The organism is Gluconobacter frateurii (genome assembly GCF_002723955.1).
Taxonomy (GTDB): Bacteria; Pseudomonadota; Alphaproteobacteria; order Acetobacterales; family Acetobacteraceae; genus Gluconobacter; species Gluconobacter frateurii.
Genome location: NZ_BEWN01000001.1, coordinates 348,661 through 365,781, shown reverse-complemented (window position 1 = coordinate 365,781; position 17,121 = coordinate 348,661). Strand labels below are relative to the sequence as shown.

General features: G+C 59.4%; 17 protein-coding genes, 1 tRNA gene and 1 riboswitch. Of the genes, 5 read left to right on the top strand and 13 right to left on the bottom strand.

From position 1 onward, the window contains the following. Positions 1–29: 29 nt before the first annotated feature. Positions 30–593 carry a hypothetical protein gene (locus GFR01_RS01620; RefSeq protein WP_099181024.1) on the top strand — a complete coding sequence of 188 codons (564 nt, stop codon included), beginning with the start codon at positions 30–32 and terminating at the stop codon, positions 591–593. An 18-nt stretch (positions 594–611) separates the two neighbouring features. On the opposite strand, the gene GFR01_RS01615 is transcribed toward GFR01_RS01620, so the two are convergent. After that, positions 612–685 (bottom strand) — tRNA-Gly (locus GFR01_RS01615). Positions 686–795: 110 nt separating this feature from the next. Further along, a riboswitch (SAM riboswitch) is annotated at positions 796–875 on the top strand. A 34-nt stretch (positions 876–909) separates the two neighbouring features. On the opposite strand from GFR01_RS01615, the gene metZ reads away from it, so the two are divergent. Genes metZ through ispF form a run of 3 tightly spaced genes read left to right on the top strand, consistent with a single transcriptional unit; the run spans position 910 to position 3,885 of the window. Beyond that, the gene (gene metZ, locus GFR01_RS01610; protein WP_099181023.1) at positions 910–2,148 is read left to right on the top strand and encodes an O-succinylhomoserine sulfhydrylase; all 1,239 of its coding nucleotides are present in this window, start codon (positions 910–912) and stop codon (positions 2,146–2,148) included. Between the two features lie 41 nt (positions 2,149–2,189). Continuing rightward, entirely contained in the window at positions 2,190–2,663 is a 474-nt protein-coding gene (gene apaG / locus GFR01_RS01605; protein ID WP_007282584.1) for a Co2+/Mg2+ efflux protein ApaG, read from the top strand. A 55-nt stretch (positions 2,664–2,718) separates the two neighbouring features. Next, complete coding sequence (gene ispF / locus GFR01_RS01600; protein WP_063904601.1) at positions 2,719–3,885, top strand: 2-C-methyl-D-erythritol 2,4-cyclodiphosphate synthase; 1,167 nt, start codon at positions 2,719–2,721, stop codon at positions 3,883–3,885. Positions 3,886–4,003: 118 nt separating this feature from the next. Here the strand turns inward: ispF and GFR01_RS16085 are convergent, their stop codons facing one another. The 11 genes from GFR01_RS16085 to aat all read right to left on the bottom strand — a co-directional run bounded on the left by GFR01_RS16085 (position 4,004) and on the right by aat (position 16,462). Next, positions 4,004–4,132, bottom strand: a complete 129-nt coding sequence (locus GFR01_RS16085; RefSeq protein ID WP_015072348.1) for a hypothetical protein — start codon at positions 4,130–4,132, stop codon at positions 4,004–4,006. A 140-nt stretch (positions 4,133–4,272) separates the two neighbouring features. Then, positions 4,273–4,962, bottom strand: a complete 690-nt coding sequence (locus GFR01_RS01595) for an ATP12 family protein (protein WP_099181022.1) — start codon at positions 4,960–4,962, stop codon at positions 4,273–4,275. Beyond that, positions 4,959–7,535 carry an AsmA family protein gene (locus tag GFR01_RS01590; protein WP_099181021.1) on the bottom strand — a complete coding sequence of 859 codons (2,577 nt, stop codon included), beginning with the start codon at positions 7,533–7,535 and terminating at the stop codon, positions 4,959–4,961. The genes GFR01_RS01595 and GFR01_RS01590 overlap by 4 nt, the downstream gene beginning before the upstream one ends. Then, complete coding sequence (locus tag GFR01_RS01585) at positions 7,535–8,527, bottom strand: RluA family pseudouridine synthase (RefSeq protein WP_099181020.1); 993 nt, start codon at positions 8,525–8,527, stop codon at positions 7,535–7,537. The genes GFR01_RS01590 and GFR01_RS01585 overlap by 1 nt, the downstream gene beginning before the upstream one ends. Further along, positions 8,524–9,936, bottom strand: coding sequence for a replication-associated recombination protein A (locus tag GFR01_RS01580; RefSeq protein ID WP_099181019.1), 1,413 nt, complete (start codon positions 9,934–9,936; stop codon positions 8,524–8,526). Before GFR01_RS01580 ends, GFR01_RS01585 begins: the two co-directional genes overlap by 4 nt. Positions 9,937–10,012: 76 nt before the next feature. Next, entirely contained in the window at positions 10,013–13,237 is a 3,225-nt protein-coding gene (locus GFR01_RS01575) for a YhdP family protein (RefSeq protein ID WP_099181018.1), read from the bottom strand. A gap of 61 nt (positions 13,238–13,298) precedes the next feature. Continuing rightward, positions 13,299–13,784: a thioredoxin-dependent thiol peroxidase gene (bcp, locus tag GFR01_RS01570; protein ID WP_099181017.1), complete on the bottom strand. Its 486-nt coding sequence runs from the start codon at positions 13,782–13,784 to the stop codon at positions 13,299–13,301. 60 nt (positions 13,785–13,844) lie between these two features. Continuing rightward, positions 13,845–14,216: a hypothetical protein gene (locus GFR01_RS01565; RefSeq protein ID WP_099181016.1), complete on the bottom strand. Its 372-nt coding sequence runs from the start codon at positions 14,214–14,216 to the stop codon at positions 13,845–13,847. 148 nt (positions 14,217–14,364) lie between these two features. After that, positions 14,365–14,934 carry a hypothetical protein gene (locus GFR01_RS01560; protein ID WP_099181015.1) on the bottom strand — a complete coding sequence of 190 codons (570 nt, stop codon included), beginning with the start codon at positions 14,932–14,934 and terminating at the stop codon, positions 14,365–14,367. After that, positions 14,934–15,803, bottom strand: coding sequence for a hypothetical protein (locus GFR01_RS01555; RefSeq protein ID WP_099181014.1), 870 nt, complete (start codon positions 15,801–15,803; stop codon positions 14,934–14,936). The genes GFR01_RS01560 and GFR01_RS01555 overlap by 1 nt, the downstream gene beginning before the upstream one ends. Next, the gene (gene aat, locus GFR01_RS01550) at positions 15,803–16,462 is read right to left on the bottom strand and encodes a leucyl/phenylalanyl-tRNA--protein transferase (protein ID WP_099181013.1); all 660 of its coding nucleotides are present in this window, start codon (positions 16,460–16,462) and stop codon (positions 15,803–15,805) included. The genes GFR01_RS01555 and aat overlap by 1 nt, the downstream gene beginning before the upstream one ends. A 93-nt stretch (positions 16,463–16,555) precedes the next feature. On the opposite strand from aat, the gene GFR01_RS15660 reads away from it, so the two are divergent. Further along, positions 16,556–16,723, top strand: coding sequence for a hypothetical protein (locus GFR01_RS15660; protein WP_167384179.1), 168 nt, complete (start codon positions 16,556–16,558; stop codon positions 16,721–16,723). Positions 16,724–16,725: 2 nt separating this feature from the next. On the opposite strand, the gene GFR01_RS01545 is transcribed toward GFR01_RS15660, so the two are convergent. Then, entirely contained in the window at positions 16,726–17,115 is a 390-nt protein-coding gene (locus GFR01_RS01545) for an MAPEG family protein (protein ID WP_063904327.1), read from the bottom strand. Positions 17,116–17,121: the final 6 nt, after the last annotated feature.

Sequence of the window (17,121 nt, the reverse complement as noted above, 5' to 3'; positions counted from 1 at the left end):
TGGCTTAATTCCGTGTTAAGAATCACATCATGACGATCCAGCAGATTCTATCCCGCACCCGGCTTCGCCATCTGGCGCTGCTTACAGTCTCAGTTCTCTCGGTTGCCGCCACGGTAAGCGCCGCGACAACGCATCATCGGGCCACGCATCACACCCAGCATTCTTCTGCTGCGGCAACAGGCCCCGCACCTGTCATTCTGTCTGCCCACCCGGGCACACAGCTTGATATTGATGCCCGCAAGCTGAATTCAGACGACCTGGAAGACGCTGCCAAACATCACGACCATCCGGTTGTGCTGGTCGGCTCTGCGCCCCTGTCTTCTGGCAAGAATGACGAAGCCCTGTTCGTTCAGCTTCAGTCCGCCCGTCTCTGCGGGTCTGCTGGCTGCACGACCTCTGTGTACCTGCGCCATAACGATAGCTGGAAGACGGTTCTGGACTCAGTGAACGGTGATATTTCCGTTCTCCCGACGCGCCATAAAGGCATGCACGACCTGCTGGTCGGCAAGAATGACAAGTGGATCTGGGATGGCAATGAGTATCAGGACACGCTGAGCGCGCCGCCCATGCCCAAGATGAACGGACCGAACTGACAATTTTTCAGGGAAGTCTGGAGCGGGTGAAGGGAATCGAACCCTCGTATGCAGCTTGGGAAGCTGCCGTTCTACCATTGAACTACACCCGCAATGTCGTCGCTTATATCCTCCCCTCCGCCCCTCTGCAATCCATGCTGAGGGGTGTTGACGCAAAACCACTCCTCGTCCCATAGTCCTGCCCGTCAGGCGGCCCTAAAGACCGTTTGACCCTCGTGATTTGAGCGGCCGGCTTGCGGCGAGGATAAATAATTGCGCTAAAGAGGCCCTGCGGTTTTCCATCCACGGTTTCCCCAGGACTTCCACGGCCCGCCACATGCTTTTCACCCAACCGGTGAGAACCTTTGGAGGGACTGATCTTATGTCTTCAGAAAACTGGCGTACTGCCACGCGTCTCCTGCACGACGCCCCGAACCGTACCGAGTTCGGCGAAACGTCCGAAGCGCTCTTCCTGACATCCGGCTTCGTTTATGACAGTGCCGAGCAGGCTGCCGCCACTTTTACGGGCGATGTCGAGCATTTCCAGTATTCACGCTTCGGCAACCCGACTGTGGACACACTTCAGGAACGGCTTGCCCTTCTGGAAGGTGCAGACGCCTGTATCGCCACGTCCACAGGTATGGGCGCGGTCTCGTCAGCTCTTCTGGCGCATGTCAAAACTGGTGAGCGGGTTGTTGCGTCCCGCGCGATCTTTGGTTCCTGCTACTGGATCGTTACGACGCTGCTGCCGCGCTACGGCATCGAGACCGAACTGGTCGATGGCGATGACTACGACGCCTGGGAGCGCGCGCTTTCGCGCCCAACAGCTGCCGTCCTGATCGAAAGCCCGTCAAACCCGATGCTGGATGTTCTCGATATCCAGCGCATTGCGGATCTTGCCCACAAGGCGGGTGCGCTGCTGATGGTGGACAATGTCTTCGCCTCCCCGATCGGTCAGTCTCCGCTCAAACTGGGCGCTGATGTCGTACTGTATTCCTGCACGAAACATATCGACGGTCAGGGACGTGTTCTGGGCGGTGCCGTTCTGGGCAACGACAAGTGGATCAAGGAGACGCTTCAGCCGTTCACCCGCAACACGGGTAACGCCCTGTCTCCGTTTAATGCCTGGGTGCTGCTGAAGGGTCTCGAAACCCTCAAGCTTCGGACCGAAGCCATGGCACGCAATGCGGCGGCTGTTGCCGACGCACTCGCAGCACTTCCGGGCGTCGTGAACGTCCGTTATCCGGGTCGTGCCGACCATCCGCAGCATGACCTTGCGCAGAAGCAGATGAACAACGGTGGCTCTCTGGTTGCCTTTGAAGTCGAGAACGGCAAGGCCGGTGCCTTTGCGTGCCTCAATGCCTTTGGCCTGATCGCCATTTCCAATAATCTCGGCGATGCGCGCAGCCTTGCCACCCATCCCGCCACGACGACCCATATGCGCGTCAGCGAAGAGGAACGTGCACGTCTGGGCATCACGGATGGCGTGATTCGTCTGTCTGTCGGCCTTGAAGACGCAGCCGATCTGATTGCCGATGTCACAGCTGGTGCAGCCGCTGCACATTCGGTCAAATAAGTTTTCCTGACAAAGAGGCGGGATGACATTAGAATGGCGTCATGCCTGACAAGTCATCCCACCCTCACCTCCTGGCTGATCCGGAAGCGGCTCTGGCCGAAGCCATGGATAATGCACCGCGTTTCAGCCAGATAACGGACGACGTGACCGTCACGGTCCGTACGTTCTGGCTGGACGACCAGTCCCAGCCCGAAGACCATCGTTTTGCCTGGGCCTATCACATCAGCATCGAAAATGGCCGGAAAGAAACCTTCCAGCTCATTTCCCGAAGCTGGGAAATCGTGGATGGCCTTGGCCGGGTTGAACATGTCCACGGAGACGGGGTTGTCGGCGAGCAACCGATCATCTCTCCCAAAGACCAGTATGATTACACGTCAGGCGCAATGCTCACGACGCCTGGTGGCTTCATGCGCGGGACGTATCACATGCTTGAGCCTGTCTCAGGGCAGCGCTTTGACGTCCATATTCCCACGTTCAGCCTCGACAGCCCCCATGATGGCGGACTGCTTCACTGATCTGCACTGACACGAACCCTTGACGTTGCGGTCCCCGCGGCCCATTCCTGCGCCCATGCGTATCGCCGCCCTTCTTCTCGCCGCCGGTCGTGGTCGGCGATTTGCCGCCGCCTCACCCGAGGGTGAAGGTTCCAGCAAGCAGTTCCGGATGCTGCGGGGCAAACCCGTCATCCGCCGTGCTGCCGAAGCCCTCCTTCCGCATGTAGATGTTCTTCTGCCAGTCGGAGACGATCCCCTGCTGGCCGAAAGCCTTGCCGGGCTGGAGGTTTTGCCACCCGTTGCGGGCGGTGCAGAACGTCACGACAGCGTGCGGAACGGGCTGGAAACGCTCGCCAACCTGCCGGAGCCACCGGATCTTGTGCTGGTTCATGATGGTGCGCGCCCCTGCGTACCACCGGAAGTGGTTCAGAATGTCATAGAGGCGCTGAAAACCCATGCGGGCGTGATTCCCGCCGTTGCGGTCAGCGATACCATCAAAAAAGTCCGGGACGGCATCATCATCGACACCGTCCCGCGCGAGAACCTGTGGCGAGCGCAGACACCTCAGGGTTTCCATTTCCCGACCCTGCTCGAGTTGCATCGCACTCACCGCGATGCCCGCACCGACGATGCAGCCCTGCTGGAGCAGGGTGGCCATCCGGTCGCAATCGTTCAGGGATCGGACAACAATATCAAACTGACAGTTGCGGAGGATCTGATGCGTCTTGAAGGTGTAATCGACGGCAACCTGCTGCCCCGCGTCGGGCTTGGCTACGACGTCCATGCATTTGAGGAAGGCCGCAAGCTGATCCTCTGCGGGATTGAAATTCCGCACACGAAAGGCCTTGCTGGCCATTCAGACGCCGATGTCGGTATCCATACGCTGTGTGACGCCATTTATGGTGCATTGGCTGAAGGCGATATTGGCCGTCACTTCCCGCCGACAGACAACGAGTGGAAGGACATGGATTCCGCCCGTTTCCTGATCCATGCCGGTGAGCGCATTCGCGCCCGTGGCGGCTTCCTCGTGAATGCAGACATTACGCTGATCTGCGAGCGCCCAAAGATCGGTCCGCATGCCAAGGCCATGCAGGAGCGTCTGGCAGAGCTGCTTCAGGTTAATGTCAGCCGTATTTCGGTGAAGGCCACAACATCCGAGCGCCTGGGCTTCACCGGCCGCGAAGAGGGCATCGCCGCGACCGCTGCCGTCAGCATCATGGTACCGGATAACGGAGACGCCTGAGCGTCTTCAATTATTTCTGTTTTAAAGAGAGCCCGCATCCTTCTGGAGGTGGGCTTTTTTCATGCCACCACAATCAGGATGGCACGTCGGGCAAGTAAACTGTGAGGCTACGGAAGCCTCAGCCGTGAATGGCGCAGACAACGACAATAATCGGCGTTGCTGCGAGTAGAAGCCATGCCCCCATCGAGCACTTCGCTACAAGACGTGTACCCATGTGACGCATGGGGCGACTGACGGATACCGACATATCTTCCTCGACTCTGACGTTACAGGACAGATCGGAAATTGCGCCATAACTTCCCCTGGAAGCCAGTCACTAATCATCTCTTTCTGTCACAGCGCCAGATGCGCTCCGAATATGGCAACATCATGCCTCACACGAAAAATTCAGCCCTCGCGTGCAAAACCGAGAAACGTCAGAGCCTCCGTGGTGTCCTGCTCGCGTGTGGTCATGACACGGAACAGTTCGTCATCCCGCCCCCAGACCAGAAGTTGTTTGCGCTCATCAGCATTGGCAACGGACACGGCGTCTTCTTTGCTGATTGCACCTGAGACCAGCGCCAGAGCCAGAAGAAGACTTCCAAAACTCTGCGTCAGAACTCCCAGGACTGCTAGTTCGGCTTCGTTCTGGCGGGTCAGGAGGCGCTCCAGCCCTGTAATGTAGTCACCCGACTGAGTAATCGGCATGAGACCATCTGTAACAGATGGCTGAATGCCTTCCTTGGCCAGCCACTCGAAGATGCGCTCTACGGTCGAGTCGGGCTTTTCCTTGCGGTAGCAGAGGCCATCATCCAGCCCATGTCGCAGCAGAGCTTCACGGGCTTCGATCAGATCAGGCCGGATCCGCTCGATCATGGTTCCTGCAATGCGCGTCAGAGGAAGCTGTTCTGGCGTGAAAGATTCCTCTTCCGGAATGCGACTCCATTCCGCGACAATCGCCTGCCCAAGAGCCCGAGAAGCAACGGCCAGAACCTCTCCCTTGGGCAGGCGGATCGGGCGACCGTCCAATTCCGGGCGGAACAACCCATCCTGTTCCCCGAGTGTCACATTTTTCCAGAAACGCTTCCGACTGCTCAATGGAGAACTCCCAGCGCACGCAGGATGTCACCTGCCTTGTTGTGATGATGCGACTGCTCGCTAACAGGTGGTCCCGCCTGTCCTTCGCGAGCTGCGGTTAATGCCGACGTGCAGGGATCAGCAGCCGGACCATCTCCGATCGAAAGCTGGAACCGCCCGTTTCCGTCCCTGTCCTGCTTGGCCTGGGGGGCAGAGATCGTTCCGGTGACAACCACCGGCGTTGAAGCTCCCGCCCCCTCAAAATCGAGGCTTGGCACGAGGTGAAGCGTCATATCTTGCGATCCGAGATGCACCTCACCATGCCCTTGCGTCGAGAATCGTCCTGATTGCAGACCGATGGTGTCCAGCGTGGCGACATCATCAGAAAGCGCCAGATGCAAACCGAGGCAACGGAGCGGACGCGAACCGCTACCCAGCAGCGAACTCGCTCCTGGCCCGGCAATACGACCAAGGATCTGGCTATCCACCTGACCATCCACCATTGAAACGCCGAGATGGCCGTTCAGGGACTGCCGGATGGTTTCCAGACTGTCACCCTGTCCCGTCACTTCACCAACAAGCTGGACCGGCCCTTGAAGCAGGAGCGGCAACTTCAGGCTTTCCTCAAGCAGGCCGACCGGCAGAACCAGCGGCTGGAACGTGAGATGCGTTGTGACCGGCAGTTTCGAGGCATCAAGATCAGCCTGACCGGCCAGGGTTAAGCCCTGCCCCTGCCCCGAAATCGGCTCAAGGCGCAGATGACCGTTGGACAACGTCAGATGCGTGACGAGATTTGTGTAATCGTGGCTGTAGAAAACAACCCGGTCCAGCGTGAGGTGTAGATCGAGATCCTGCGCCCGTAAGCGCTTGACCCATGCTGGCACGGCTGCCCCAGAGCCAGTTGGAGCATCAGGAGCCGCAGGCACAGCAGACTGATCCTGCGTCTGAACGGACTGGGTTGCTGCCTTTTCCACTGTTCCGGCAGGACCGGGCATCGGTACAGGCTCGGACTTCACAGGTTTAGCCGCCTGCTCTGCCTTGACCTCAGCGAGCCACAGACCTCGCAGCGCATCCAGATCCAACTGCGTTGCATGCAGACGACCGTTCAGCAGGGGAACCGCGTCTTCATCCGTGAGAAGATGCAAAACTCCATCCACGTCCACTTCATGACTTTTGAACGCAAAGCCATCGAGCGTGGCTTCGCTCAGCCCCTTGCTGTCCAGTGTTCCCTGAAGAGAGACGTCATGCAGAAGGGTTTTGGGCAGATGAAGCGTTCTTGCCCCACCCTGCACCACAAAATGGCTCTTCTCGGCGCCCACCGTGCCAGAGACGGTAATTTTGGCATCATCCTGCGCATTGGCAGGCGGAACCGCTCCATCGCTGCCAACCGCTGAAGAAAGCGACAGCGGCGTGGAGCGAATTTCTGCCTCCACGGGGACCGCAGTCTGTCCATGATCGCGCCATGCACGGGCTGCCTGTTCCAGCGTTCCGGCGTTGCTCAGGATTCTCCAGCCTGTATTCCGCCAGAGGACATCCGCACCCACAGACAGAGGGGCAGAGCTGGCGTCGGCATCAAGATGCAGGTTGTTGATCGCCACACCCCGAACAATCAGTCCTGACGCGTGCAAATGCACGCGGCCCGGAACAAGACTCACGAGCAGCGCCTGCCCCTTCTCTGCCCAGTCGGCATCCGTCAGTTCGCCCGCATCGCCCTGAACCGACAGTTCACCGCCAAGACCACGGACATCCGGCAAATTGGCATGCGGGAAAAGGCGATGCGCATCCTGCAGGTTTGGCCATTCTCCCTGCGCCGTCACGGACAGGCCACGGAGATGGCGGGCATCGTGGATCTGACCGTCCACGTTCAGCCAGTCCCGCTTGGCGTCTGCCCCCAATGTCGTGCCCAGACTGAACGTCCATGGCTTGGCGCCAGACTGCAACAGGGACAGATCACCGACATGACCCTGAAGCGTGAAGGGCGTCGACCCATGCGTGCCTTGCAGGTTAATCCACGGGCTGGGGCTGCGAAGCCCGGCGAGATCCATCGTTCCGATCTGGAACGACCCGCTCATACCCTTCATGTCGTCCTGCCAGCGAACGGTACTGTTCGTCAGATGCAGAGCATCAAGCGACAGATCCCAATGAGCCTGAACGCGCTCCCCGATGTGCTGCCGAACCGGAAGCGGGGCATTCTCTCCGCCATTTTCAGGATGAGCATTGCGGCTGAAAGACCAGTTGGCATTGCCGTCCCGATCACGCTCCAGCAGCAACGTTGCCCCGTCGACCACAAAACCCTGAAAGCGGACCTCCCGGTGCAGAAGCGCCAGAACGGACAGGCCCGCATGAAGAGTTTTGGCCTCAAAGACCGGCTTCTGACCGGGGCGTTGCAGAACAAGACTCCGCGCTTCAAACGAGGGCCAAGGCAAGATCTGGATGGATGATCCCTTAACGGCCATGGAAAGGCCCGTCTCTTTCTTCAGGGCCTCGGCCACACGCTGGCGCAGCGCATCCTGATCGATCAGTTCATGTGCAGCGATAGAGGCGCCCACGAAGGCAACGATGACCCCGATGAGCGCGCCAGTGAGTTTCCTCATTATTTTGCAGGCCCTCTGTTTCCCTTGATCCGCTTGGGTGCAGGCGTATCACCCGGCACAAACCCCAAAGAACGGAATGTCTCACGCATATGCGGTGGCAGCGGCGCGGTGACGATCAGGCGTCCACCAGCCGGATGCGGAATATCGAGCTGGCGGGCATGGAGATGCAGCCGGTCGATGAATCCTTCCGGATGGGCGGCCTTCCCGCCATAGCGCGGATCACCAACGATGGGCGTGCCGAGGGATTCGCAGTGAACGCGAAGCTGATGCGTGCGGCCCGTCAGCGGAGACAGGGCCAGCCAGGAGAACTTCTTTCCAGCCGCATCAATCGTCTCATATTCGCTCTTGGCAGACACAGCATCTTCTTCGCCACGTGACGCAGCGACCACGAGAGCCGCTCCACCTGCGCCAATCTTGGCGAGTGGTTGATCAATAATGCCGGAAGGCTGCGCCGGGCGACCGACAACGATTGCCCAGTACGTCTTGCCCACATCACGCCCCCGGAAGGCGGCTGCCAACTTGGCGGCCACGCCCGGCGTGCGGGCGATCAGAAGGATACCTGACGTGTCACGGTCGATACGATGCACAAGACGCGGACGATCCCCATCTTCCTTGCGCAGACCATCGAGCATCATGTCCACATGCTTGGTGATGCCGGGACCACCCTGCGTTGCAAGGCCGGATGGCTTGTCCAGAACCAGCAGGTGATCGTCCTGATAGATCACCATCTTTTCGATTTCGCGCACCAGCATCGGATCGGGCGGCGGCAGTGGTGCAGGCTGGCTTATGTCCGGCAGCGGCGGAATGCGGACGGTCTGTCCCGGCGCGAGGCGCGAATTGGTCTGCACGCGCCCCCCGTCGACGCGGACCTGGCCTGTCCGGCACAGCTTCTGGAGCGCGCCCTGCGTGAGATTGGGGTAGTGACGTCGGAACCAGCGGTCGAGGCGCAGATCGGCTTCGTCTTCGGTGACAATGCGGTTGGAAACTTTCATGGCTCGCGGGATGCCCTTTTGGCGGCCCGTATGTCCAGAAGTTTTCTGATACGGCCCTCGTAACCCCGGTCTGTCGGCTGATAGAGCGAGACCCGCTCCATGCCCTCCGGGAAGTAGTTCTGACCCGAAAACGCATCTTCGGAGTCATGATCGTATTCATAGCCCTTGCCGTACCCGATGTCTTTCATCAGGGCTGTCGGGGCGTTGAGAATATGGGATGGCGGCATCAGGCTGCCGGTTTCCCGTGCCAGCTTTCTTGCGGCCTTGTAAGCAGCATACACCGCGTTGGACTTCGGAGCGGTAGCAAGGTGCACAACTACCTGCGCCAGAGCCAGCTCCCCTTCCGGAGAGCCAAGCCGCTCATAGGTCTGCCATGCTGCAACGGCCATTGGCAGAGCATTCGGGTCCGCCTGCCCCACGTCTTCCGCTGCAAACCGCGTCAGACGGCGAGCGATATACCGCGGATCTTCGCCACCTTCGAGCATTCGCGCGAACCAGTACAGGCCGGCATCCGGGTCGCTGCCACGCAGGGATTTATGCAGCGCGGAAATGAGATTGTAGTGCTCTTCGCGATCCCGGTCATACAGCACGGCCCGGCGGGACAGCAGTGCAGCCAGATCCTTCGGGGTCAGCGCCGGGTTCGGGTCCAGCACGACGAGCTGTTCCACCATGTTCAGCAGATAGCGTCCGTCTCCGTCCGCCATGGCCCGCAGACTGGCGCGCGCTTCACGGTCCAGCGGCAGGCGATGGCCAACTACTTCTTCCGCGTGCCTGAGCAGGGCTTCCAGACTGGCATCATCCAGCCGGTTCAGCACTAGCACCTGACACCGAGAGAGAAGAGCCGCATTCAGGGCGAACGACGGATTCTCCGTTGTTGCTCCGACAAGCACGACTGTTCCGCGCTCGACATAGGGGAGGAATCCATCCTGCTGGGCGCGGTTGAAGCGATGGATTTCGTCCACGAACAACAGCGTGCCGCGACCCGTTGCTTCCTGCTTTTTATCAGCCTCATCAAAGGCCTTCCGCAGCTCTGCCACGCCTGAGAAGACCGCGGAAATCTGGGAATAGAAAAGATTGGCCTTCCCTGCCAGCAGACGCGCAATCGTCGTCTTGCCGCATCCCGGCCCTCCCCAAAGAATCAGGCTGGAGAGCGTGCCACGCGCCAGCATCCGCGTCAGGGTGCCTTCGGGGCCAAGAAGATGATCCTGCCCTCGTACTTCGTCTAGTGTCTTTGGTCGCAAACGGTCTGCCAGTGGCTGCGTTCGCGATGGTGCGCGAGTTGGCACTTTGGGAGCTTCGATCGGGCGAGACGGCTGAGCAGGACGCGAGGGCTGCCCGTCACGTCTCGGGGGCGTTTCCCTGCCGCTGGGGCCGGGCGTCGTCCCGAACAGATCCGTCATGTCCGTCATGGCTGCCTCCTGATACGGGAACGATCATAGAACTCCCTTCCCTATTTCGGAACCACCGCACTTCGACGGAAGAGGCTTATTCCATAATCTTCCGCAGCACGCCCGGAAGCAGCATGGAAAGCGGATTGACGGTCATCTGGGGCTGGCCGACGGTTCCCTTGACGTCGAATGTCGCAGCCAGAAGGCCACCGCCCTTCTCGGGGGCCAGAATATGACCGACGCCCGGCAATTTCCCTGGAAGCGCATTGAGGCCGAACAGCGGCACGATGGTGCCGTGTAGATTTACGACGGACGTATCGAGATCAACTGGCCCTTCGACTGTCGCACCCAGAGCCTGATTGCCGATTGTTCCATCACGCAACGTGAGTTTCCGGCCTTCCAGACTGATCTTTGTGGAGACATGCTTCACCTGGAAGCGGTCCATATGGCTCTGGGTCCAGTGAAGCGGGGACAGGTCGGAAACCGCCGTAAGAGTGAACGGCGGCTGGAGGAATTCGAATGGTCCGATCTCCAGATGCCCACGGAACGGCGGCAAACCGAGCCCCAGCCCTGAAGACCCCGCTTTTCCGCGTAGAAAGTTTCCGTCCACATGCGCAACACCACCGCCGATCCGGTCGTACAGCCCCAGTCCTTTAAGCAGGACACCAAGATTGTCGACATCCAGCACGAATGGTTGCTGTTGGCCGGTATCTGCAAGTACAGCCCGCACCCGGGAGGGCACATCCAGAGCGAAACGGCCTGAAACAAGGGTGCCTTGCCGGAGTTCCAGGTGCGAAACAACGCCGCCGACCATGCCTTTTGGTCCGAAATAGACATGCGGCGCATGAACGTCGATAGACCAGCCCTGATCGGCATTTCCGGACGTCGCGGGATTACCCGCTTCACGCGTCGCAGCGTCCGCTGCGTCATGAACGGCCTTGCGCGTGGCAGGATCAAACAGTGGCGCAAGATCCAGTGGGTCCGCATCCAGAGCGATATGAACCGGATCAGAGGGCTGGTCTGGCAGCATGATCCGGGCGCTCCCTTCACTGCGCCCTAGCCGGAAGCCTTCAATGATGATGCCGTTCAGCTTACCATTCTGTGTGACACCCCGCCCCGCGATGGCCAGGGTCTTGCCGTGGGCCTGAAGGCCATCCAGCGCCACCATGTCATGACCCCGGAACGCGATGTGGCCAGTCGCAACGGCCGCTTCACCAACAGGCTTGGTCCAGACCGGAACCGTAATGCCAGCCCGTTCCATATCGAGGGAGAGAGCAAGATCCGCGAGGGAACTGGCGTGCTGCACGTAATGCGCGGAAAGCGTGGCATGGCCGGTGAAAAGACCTGCCGGAACCAGATGAGCTTTTACAGCAGACAGGGGATCAAGGAACGCCTTCGCCTGGATGTCCTGTAAAATGCGTTCCGGCGATCCTTTGCGGAAATTTTCATTCACAACGACATGGACGGGAATACCCGTCAGACGCCCGTCTCCCGTAAGATCCAACCCACTTTCCGTAGCCGTCAGACCGCCAGAGGCGTCATCGACGCCGTGACCCATCAGCACGTTGCCCAGATGCACCTTTGCGAAAGAAGCTTTGGCCTGAACGTGAATGTCCTTGTCCTGAACATGCGCCGTTAAAGGCAACGTCAGACGGGCTGTAGCGTCCACTGCCCCGGAAGGATCAGTAAAAGGCAGCGGATGTTTGGAGAGAAGGTGCAGTCTCGGATGAGACAGGATGTCTTTGAACGCAGGCAGAGAGCCTTTCAGATGCGTTCTGATATCACCCGTGGTCGGGCCTTTTTCATACAGATTGCCCAGACGGACTTCCCCGTCAGCAATCTCGATTTTCCCGCTATCTGTCGACTGTATCCCATGCTGGAACCGGACGACCAGTGTATCGAATCCGTCAAATCCCAGCTTCGCATCGATTCCCGTGGCAGGCGAAACCGGCCGCAACCAATGCACCGTCAGATCATCACCAAGCAGTTGCCCATCCATGCTCGTCGGGCGGACATGCTTCGGGCCTTCGTTCGAATGAATATGGGTACGCACTTCAAGATCATGCGCGTGGCCGCTTGTGATGTTGGCGACAATCCATTTTCTGCCACCTTTGATAATTCCCGCAGGCCATACGTTGCCCAGCGTCGAAAAATCGAAACCGTCCAGAGCAGCTGTAGCATCACCATCCAGCACCTGGGGATGCTTCAGGTCGTCCACCGTCAGTGCTGCTGTAGCCTGAACATGGGTCAGAGCGCCGTGAACATCTGCCACTGTCAGCTTCAAAGCAGGAACAGAAAGCGAAGCTGGCCCCTGCGTGCCAGGTGTACGCATCCGAAGGTTCAGTTGCGCTTCACCGCCCCGCAGATCAATCGGCTCATCAGAATCCTGCCGGACGTGACCGTTCCCGAGCACAAGGTGAAGAGCCAGACTGGATGGCAGTTCTCCCATCCCGTGGGGGACCACCTGCATGTCAGTGGCAACGGTGATCGGGATATCCCAGTTGGCCAACCCCTTGCTGAAAACACTCAGGCCCTCGGGGCGAAATGGTGTGGATGTCAGATGCCATTGCCCGGTTTGCGCTGAAGTCTGGCCTCCTTTTGCACTCAGAACCGTCTGAAACGATCCAACGCGCACGGCACTGTTCCACCAGCCATTCCAGAGATAGTCCTTGGACGCAGACATAACCTTCAAACGCTCGCCATGAGCCGCCATGGGGCCGAGCAGCAGCTTCTGGCCATCAGGCAGGCCCAGCAGCGTTATGGAAACGTTTCGCAGATCGACTGCGGCCAAACGGTCCATCTGGGTGGGAACGCCCCGGCCACCATGTTTCTGGGCGGGAAGGTCGAGATCAATATCGCCATTGGGCTGGCGGCGCAGAACAAGGGAGACGTCCTGAAGGCGCATCCGACGAGGAGCGATAATCCCGTGAAGCAGCGGAGCAAGCGCCATGACCACATCGGCCTCACCTGCCCGCTCGGCGATTGTCCCATCCAGCCGTGTCACAGTCAGACCGCGTGCTTCCAGCATCAGTCCGGCGGAAATTCCACCAGAACTTGGCTGCCACTGCACCCGAAGCTGCGACCATGCCAGACGCCCTGCAGGATGGCCGGGCCTCTTGCCTGCCACTACGGGAATTGGCTCAATCAGACGGGAAACTGGCGTAACGTCGACCGGCCCGTGCGCGAGTTTCCAAAGCAGCAGGGTTCCTGCTGCTCCAGCGGCTGCTACAGGTGCTATCAGCGCAATGCACACCCAGCGCGCGACGCTCAGGTGACGCGGCAGGCAGAACGGACCAGGTAGGTACGGATCAGGCAGGGCCATCAGTGTGTGCCGGGGACGTCCGGCGTTCTCCCTGTCTGTGGAAAGAATGGCGGAAGGGCGCTCAGGCCCCGCTGGTCATATCCCGGAAAGCCTCAGCCACCAGCGCGGTATGGTCGGCAGGTTTCACCTTGCGCCAGATATGACGGACGACACCGTCTCCATCCACAAGAAAGGAACTGCGCTCCATGCCCATGTAAGTCCGGCCATACATGGATTTCTCAACCCATGTTCCATAAGCCTCCGCGACACTATGATCTTCATCGGAGGCCAGCGGAAATATGAGAGCATATTTGGCTGCGAAACGATCAATTTTCGCGACCGGATCGGGGCTGACGCCAATGATCGTCAGACCTTCACTGTCGAAGGATGGCAGGTTCTCCTGAAGGGAGCAGGCCTGCGTCGTACAGCCAGGCGTGTCCGCCTTTGGGTAGAAATACAGCAGATACGGTTTGCCCTTCAGCGTTTCACTGCTGACGGTGCCACCTCCCGAAACAGGAAGCGAAAACGCTGGAGCACGGTCACCCGGCTGAAGGGCATGATCTGTCATAGGCACCATGATTGCCTGACACCCTCCGCCCGATCAAGGCGGACGAAGGGCAATAATGGCTCAGTATTGCGGATAAACCACAACTGGCGGCGGTGGCGGAGCATAAACGACCGGCGGTGGCGCATAAACGACACGGGGCGGCGGGGCATAGACAACCGGCGGTGGTGGCGGTCCATAAGGATGGCTCAACATGGCGCCACCGACGGCGCCAATCGCCAGACCACCCAGAATGCCACCAACGACAGCACCGGTGTTTCCACGATGACCACCGCGGTTCCAACCTGGTCCTGGGCCATAATATCCACGCCCCGGACCACCATATCCACCATGCCAATGAGCTTCAGCGGCGGGGACAACGGCATTCGGGGCAACTACTGCCGTGCCGATCAGCAGGGGCGCAGCCAGCAGGACTGCACGGGTGATGCGACGCATGGCAAATCTCCTCATTACGTCAGACGGGGTAGACCCAGAGAGCGGTTCCGCCCGTCCTGTGAGAGAAAATCTGCCACACGAAAATGGCAGGAAAAGGCAACAATCATGGCAGCCATTTTTCAAATTATGATTGCTACGAAGAGCCTCTTCAATGCTTGGGATCGATCCGATGGTACCCCTCCGGCGGGTCAAACAGCTCATCGGCCTGAGCCGCACGACTGACAGACGCAGCCTGCACTACAAGGCGTCCACCCTGGGTTGCACCCAGTAGCAATCCATCCGTTGTATAACAGAAATCCGTAGGGAGCTTGTTCGTATCCAGGCTCTCCCAGATCATGCAGCTCTCGCCGGCAATTGTGGCAGGCCCCACCTGTTTCCACCCGCCGGGTGCAACCGTGCCCGGCGCAGAAAACGAATCGCCCGGTGCCTCGGTCACAGTGGCGCTTTTCGCCGTTGTATCCAGCACCATCAGGCGATGGGTTCGGTAATCCGTCAGCATAACCGTCGCGGCTCCTTCTGGATCCACGCGCTGACGCCACAACTTTGCACTCCACCGCATCCGCTGGTGAAGATGCTGGCCTCCCGGGCCAACCATCACATAGTCAATGTCAGCATCATGCATCGGAGTCACGTAAGGGGCTGTGTCTGTGGCGTGCGCTGCGTGGCCGCCAAGAATCAGACCGGCCAGAACGCCAAGGCTCCAAAAACCGCGCCGCATTACTTCTGACCACCGTTGGACGGGCCACTGGGCGGCTGATCAGGTGTCGCAACCGTTCCGTCACCCGCGGAATCATTTGGGACAGAGGGTTGGCTTGCATCGTCGGGGGACGCAGGTGTGGCACCTGTGGATGGGGCCGAGTTCTCCGCCGGGGTGCCTTCTGCGGCAATATGCCCCGGAGCCTGCACGGCCGAATCTCCTGCTGCACCACCTTCGGGAACAGGGGCCGGCGTTGCCGACGTGGACTGGTTACCGTCAGTCGCCGAATGGCGTGGTGGCGTGCGTGGCGTGATTTCCTGAAAGCCTGCGGGCGGCTCGAAAGTGGACGTTGGCAGGTCGCCGTAAGTTACGGTCGTCGCCTGAATGGAGCCTTCCGCCCCATCTGCATCCACACCGTTCTCGGACAGGATAACACCATCGTCCGTCACGCAGGCTGCGGCTTTGCCGTGGGCCGTCTGGATATCCCATCGACCACAGGAAACTCCGGCAATCGTTGCCTGACCCGCCTTGGTGTATTTCATCCCGAGATCAAGCATGAACGGGTTATGCAGCCCGTGCTGAGGCCGGATATGAGCGTAAAGTTTCCGCTCCAGCATAACGAGTGTCACAAGCTGCTTGGGACGGTCCAGAATCGTGATGCCACGCCCATCAGCCGAATCAATCCGCAACATGTCGCCCGAGCCGGAGAAATAGACTTTCACATCCCCTCCAGCACCCTGCATTCCCGGGGCCGACAGATGATATGTGACAGTCACATCGCGAGCAGGAGCCAGTCTCGGATGGTCATCGGCGTATGCTGCGCCGCTGCCTGCCACGAGGAACAGACTGGCGAGAAAAGCAGACTGATGCCGCCGAAGAAAAGAAATCATCAGGAGTCTCCTGGATGTGGGCGTAGGTACGCGATGTCATCGCGTAGGGCGTGCAGACTGAAGTCGCCCGGCCAGACGGCACGAACAGTCAAAGCCTGATTCAACAGCACCAGATATGCTGCTGCAGGAATACCGATACCGCCCAGTGTCGTCAGATGAGGCGTGGTGTACTGGGTATCCAGAAGGCGATACCCTCCCTGACGCAATCCTGCAACGAGATGGACCAACGCAATCTTGGAAACATCCCGTTGGCGAGAAAACATGCTCTCTCCAAAAAAGGCGCCTCCCAACGTCACACCATACAGTCCACCGACGAGTGCCTCGCCATCCCAGACTTCGATGGAATGGGCATGGCCTTTCTGATGAAGGGCGCCATAGAGCGCGCAAATTCGAGGGCTGATCCAGGTTTCTTCCCGGCCTGGCGCCGGCTCAGCACAGGCGAGCATGACGTCATCAAAAGCCCGATCGGCCGTTACCTGAACCTTTCCGGACCGAATGGCCCGCATCAGCTTGCGCGGTACCACCATTCTATCCAGTGGAAGAATTCCGCGCTCCTCCGGAAAGTACCAGCTCAGTTCGTCACTGTCCCGATCGGGTGCCATCGGGAAAATCCCTGCGGCATAAGCCTCCAGCAGACTTTCCGGTGTGATGTCAGACATGCCGTCGATGCTTTCGGTCCTGCATAGGGGAAATATTGGCCTCTTTCTGTCCCGGCATGATACACAGATCCCCAATCTCGTCGGAGAACTGCTTTGCCAATCGCATTTGTTTACATGATCTTTCTGGTGCCGCTGGCGCTTCTACGCCTGCTTATCCCTGAGGCACACGGCCTGCTGATGGCCCTTGCCAAGATCTGTTTTGCAGGAATTGTTTTCTGGGGTCTGCTGGACTTCTGGCGCATGCGCCCCAGCAAAAGCTGAGATCAGATCAGGCCGACAAGCACCACAAACAGCCCGACCATCGATCCGCCCCAGATGAGGCTGCGGATCGGCCCCCAGCCGAACGCATAGGCCGGGACGTAGATCAGACGCCCGAAGAAATAGAGCCCTGCGCCCCAGGCAACAAGAGCGCCATCTTTCCCGGCGATGTGGGCCAATAGAACAGCCCCGATGAAAATCGGTAGCGTTTCCTGAAGATTAGCCTGCGCGCGGCGCATGCGGGCAGCGAGTCCCGTATAATGTGGCGCCTCGCCATCCCGGTTTCCCGTCGCCCACTGCACGCCATCCTGACGTCGACAGGCTGCCGAGGTGAGAAACAGGTGTACAAAAGCCAGAACAAGAGTCCAGCCAAGCCAGACAAGACTCATCGACATCCTGTT

Bases quoted from the DNA above. Each gene is read 5' to 3' on its own strand.
- ispF (WP_063904601.1), top strand. From the start codon at position 2,719: ATGCGTATCGCCGCCCTTCTTCTCGCCGCCGGTCGTGGTCGGCGATTT.
- GFR01_RS01555 (WP_099181014.1), bottom strand. From the start codon at position 15,803: ATGATTTCTTTTCTTCGGCGGCATCAGTCTGCTTTTCTCGCCAGTCTG.
- GFR01_RS01580 (WP_099181019.1), bottom strand. From the start codon at position 9,936: ATGACGGACATGACGGATCTGTTCGGGACGACGCCCGGCCCCAGCGGC.
- GFR01_RS01590 (WP_099181021.1), bottom strand. From the start codon at position 7,535: ATGAGGAAACTCACTGGCGCGCTCATCGGGGTCATCGTTGCCTTCGTG.
- GFR01_RS01545 (WP_063904327.1), bottom strand. From the start codon at position 17,115: ATGTCGATGAGTCTTGTCTGGCTTGGCTGGACTCTTGTTCTGGCTTTT.
- aat (WP_099181013.1), bottom strand. From the start codon at position 16,462: ATGTCTGACATCACACCGGAAAGTCTGCTGGAGGCTTATGCCGCAGGG.
- GFR01_RS01620 (WP_099181024.1), top strand. From the start codon at position 30: ATGACGATCCAGCAGATTCTATCCCGCACCCGGCTTCGCCATCTGGCG.
- GFR01_RS01560 (WP_099181015.1), bottom strand. From the start codon at position 14,934: ATGCGGCGCGGTTTTTGGAGCCTTGGCGTTCTGGCCGGTCTGATTCTT.
- GFR01_RS01575 (WP_099181018.1), bottom strand. From the start codon at position 13,237: ATGGCCCTGCCTGATCCGTACCTACCTGGTCCGTTCTGCCTGCCGCGT.
- apaG (WP_007282584.1), top strand. From the start codon at position 2,190: ATGCCTGACAAGTCATCCCACCCTCACCTCCTGGCTGATCCGGAAGCG.
- GFR01_RS01565 (WP_099181016.1), bottom strand. From the start codon at position 14,216: ATGCGTCGCATCACCCGTGCAGTCCTGCTGGCTGCGCCCCTGCTGATC.
- metZ (WP_099181023.1), top strand. From the start codon at position 910: ATGCTTTTCACCCAACCGGTGAGAACCTTTGGAGGGACTGATCTTATG.
- GFR01_RS01585 (WP_099181020.1), bottom strand. From the start codon at position 8,527: ATGAAAGTTTCCAACCGCATTGTCACCGAAGACGAAGCCGATCTGCGC.
- bcp (WP_099181017.1), bottom strand. From the start codon at position 13,784: ATGACAGATCATGCCCTTCAGCCGGGTGACCGTGCTCCAGCGTTTTCG.
- GFR01_RS16085 (WP_015072348.1), bottom strand. From the start codon at position 4,132: ATGTCGGTATCCGTCAGTCGCCCCATGCGTCACATGGGTACACGTCTT.